4 protein-coding genes are annotated in these 3178 nt (G+C 51.8%); 2 read left to right on the top strand and 2 right to left on the bottom strand.

All coding sequences use genetic code 11. The annotated features are described in order from the left end of the window. The first annotated feature begins 30 nt into the window (after nt 1–30). Nucleotides 31–687, top strand: a complete 657-nt coding sequence (locus ACTHUT_RS16500) for a protein-L-isoaspartate O-methyltransferase family protein (RefSeq protein WP_440385966.1) — start codon at nt 31–33, stop codon at nt 685–687. 52 nt (nt 688–739) lie between these two features. Beyond that, complete coding sequence (locus tag ACTHUT_RS16495; protein ID WP_070824119.1) at nt 740–1069, top strand: rhodanese-like domain-containing protein; 330 nt, start codon at nt 740–742, stop codon at nt 1067–1069. A 55-nt stretch (nt 1070–1124) separates the two neighbouring features. Here ACTHUT_RS16495 and ACTHUT_RS16490 read toward each other — a convergent pair whose 3' ends face one another. Together ACTHUT_RS16490 and fabF are read right to left on the bottom strand one after the other, a co-directional pair. Continuing rightward, nucleotides 1125–1814: a hypothetical protein gene (locus tag ACTHUT_RS16490; RefSeq protein WP_440385965.1), complete on the bottom strand. Its 690-nt coding sequence runs from the start codon at nt 1812–1814 to the stop codon at nt 1125–1127. Between the two features lie 183 nt (nt 1815–1997). Further along, nucleotides 1998–3178 (bottom strand): beta-ketoacyl-ACP synthase II (gene fabF / locus ACTHUT_RS16485; protein WP_440419101.1); only part of this gene is annotated, 1181 nt, incomplete at its 5' end.

The following is a 3178-nucleotide window of genomic DNA, read 5'->3' as shown; positions in this document are numbered from 1 at the left end:
ATAAAATTAAGAATTGAACGGAGCACAAATATGGACTTTGAAAAAGCGCGTTTCAATATGGTTGAACAGCAGATTCGTCCGTGGGATGTCTTGGACTTCGACATTTTGGATGCTTTGGAGGAGATCGGGCGCGAACATTTCGTCGGCGAGGCTTTTCAAGGCTTGGCCTATGCGGATATGGAGCTGCCGCTGGCCAACGGCCATAAGATGTTGGAACCTAAAGTCGTTGCCCGCCTGGCTCAAGGTTTGAAACTGAAAAAAGACGAAACCGTCTTAGAAATCGGTACAGGCTCAGGCTATGCAACCGCCCTGCTGTCCAAACTGGCCGGCAAAGTCGTCACCGACGACATCGATGCCGAGCAGCAGCAACGCGCCAAAAAAGTTTTGGACGAATTGGGCTTTGCCAACGTCGATTATGTGCAAAACAACGGCCTGACCGAAGCATCGCAAGGCGCGCCTTTTGATGCAATTTATGTGGGCGGCGCAGTAGACCGAGTGCCTAAAATCTTAAAAGAGCAATTGAAAGACGGCGGCCGCATGGTCATCATTGTCGGCCGCAAACCGGTACAACACGCGCTTTTGCTGACGCGCAACGGCAATGAGTTTTCCGAAAAAGTATTGTTCGACACCGTCGTGGCCCACTTGGAAGATAAATCGGCCAATCCGTTCGGCGATTTCGATTTTTAAACAACAGGCCGTCCGAAAGTTCAGACGGCCTCATGCTTTTATCCCCACCTTTATGACCGACATCATCCAACTCCCGCCCACCGAATTGAAACAATGGCAGGACGAAGGCCGCGCATTTCACCTGCTCGACGTCCGAACTGATGAAGAACGCGCCATCTGCACCCTGCCCGCTGCCATTCATATTCCGATGAACCTCATCCCCCTGCGCCAAAACGAGCTGCCCGACGATGATTTACCTATCGTCGTCTATTGCCACCACGGCATCCGCAGCCTGCACACGGCTATGTATTTGGAAGACGCCGGATTTGAAAACCTCTACAACCTGCAAGGCGGTATTGATGCTTGGGCGGAGCAAATCGATGCCAAGATGATGCGGTATTAAATTGCTTTTATGAATAAAAGGCCGTCTGAAACTGGATTTCAGACGGCCTTTGCGATTATTTCACAAACCGTGCATCTGCCATAAACGGCCGTGTAGCGGCTGGTTTGGCCGAATAGAAGCGGGAGAAAGTGCTGTCAATTTTGGTTTGTATCGGTTTACCGTCCAATGTTGCCGATGCTTCCAATTTCACACCACCGCCACTGGTTTCGCCCAATTTCATATTTGGGAATGTCAGTTTGGCAATATTGAGTTTCACATTTTCCACTTTGGTATCGGGAGACATCAGCTGCTTGCCGACCGGACGGATTTTTTCACCCTCATCATGAGGCGCGGCACCACCGTTATCGTCAACCACGCCGATATTAATCAATCGGGCAGCTGCCAAATCCATCTTGCCGTTTTTAACCGGAATACCGACAAACAGTTTTACGCCGCGATGAATGAACGTATTATCTCGCCACTGAGTTTGGCCCTCTCTGGGCGGTTTGGTTTCCGCCGCCACCGAATAAGTACGGCCCATAATCATCAATTTATAACCCGGAATTTTTTTCGACCCCAACCCATCGGCAATATCTTCAACCAACTGCGGCGCAGTCAAATCTTCACTTGCCAAAATACGGGCCGATGTTTCTGCCAGATAAGCAGGTTTGCCGTCTATGGCCAATGCTTGTTCATGGCCGAAATCAGCTGCAAATGCAGGTATGGCAGCTAAGGCGGCCAATGTCAAAATGCCGATGCGTTTCATCGCTTACTCCTGATGTAGAATATGGTTAGACTATTCATCCGAAAAACTCGGACAAATTTTAGACGAAACCATATTATTCTATAAATGATATAGATTATCAACAATATTTATAATACGGACAATATAAAGGCCGTCTGAAAACCAAGTTTCAGACGGCCTTTTCAATCTGGCTTAAAACCTATATCAGCCTGTAAAGCGTTTGAATACCAATGTGCCGTTGGTACCGCCAAAGCCGAAGGAATTGGAGATGGCAACGTCGATTTTCGCGTCGCGCGCTTCGTTGGCGCAGTAGTCCAAATCGCAACCGGCTTCAACGTCTTGTTCAAAGATGTTGATGGTCGGTGGAGATTTTTGCTCGTGCACTGCCAACACACTGTACAACGCTTCCACGCCGCCAGCCGCTCCGAGCAAGTGTCCGGTCATGGATTTGGTAGAGTTGACAATGACTTTGTGCGCATGGTCGCCCAAAGCGCGTTTGAGGGCTTTGGTTTCGTTGGCATCGCCCAGCGGAGTGGACGTACCGTGTGCGTTGACGTAATCAACGTCTTCAGGGTTCAGGCCGGCATCTTTCAGCGCACGGGTAACCGCCAATGCCGGGCCTTCTTCGTTAGGCGCGGTAATGTGGTAGGCATCGGAACTCATGCCGAAGCCGACGATTTCGGCGTAGATCTTCGCACCGCGTTTTTTCGCGTGTTCCAATTCTTCCAACACCAGCACGCCCGCACCTTCGCCGATAACAAAACCGTCACGGCCTTTGTCCCACGGACGGGATGCGGTGGCAGGATCGTCGTTGCGGGTGGAAAGGGCTTTCATCGCAGCAAAGCCGCCCACGCCCAAAGTGCTGATCGCGCCTTCCGCACCGCCAGCAATCATCACATCCGCATCGCCGTATTTAATCAGTCGTGCAGAGTCGCCGATGGAGTGTGCGCCGGTGGTACAGGCGGAAACCATGCCGTAGCTCGGGCCGCGGTAGCCTTTAAGGATGGTCACGTGGCCGGAAATCAGGTTGATCAACGAGCCAGGAATAAAGAAAGGATTGATTTTGCGCGCGCCGCCTTCGAGTACGGCTTTGCCGGTAGCTTCAATGCTCGGCAGGCCGCCGATACCGGAGCCGATGTTGACACCGACACGGTCTTTGTCGAGGGTTTCCAAATCGTCCAAGCCTGAATCATTGATGGCTTGCAGGGCGGCGGCGATACCGTAATGGATAAACACGTCCATGCGGCGCGCTTCTTTCGCGCTGATGTATTGGCCGATGTCGAAATCGCGCACTTCGCCGGCGATTTGGCTGTTGATGTCGGATGCGTCAAAGCGGGTAATCCGTCCGATGCCGCTTTTGCCTGCGAGCAGATTGCTCCATGCGG

This window comes from Neisseria sp. P0022.S010, from assembly GCF_051956635.1.
Note: the sequence above shows the minus strand (reverse complement) of the source record. Positions and strands in the feature narration are given on the sequence as shown.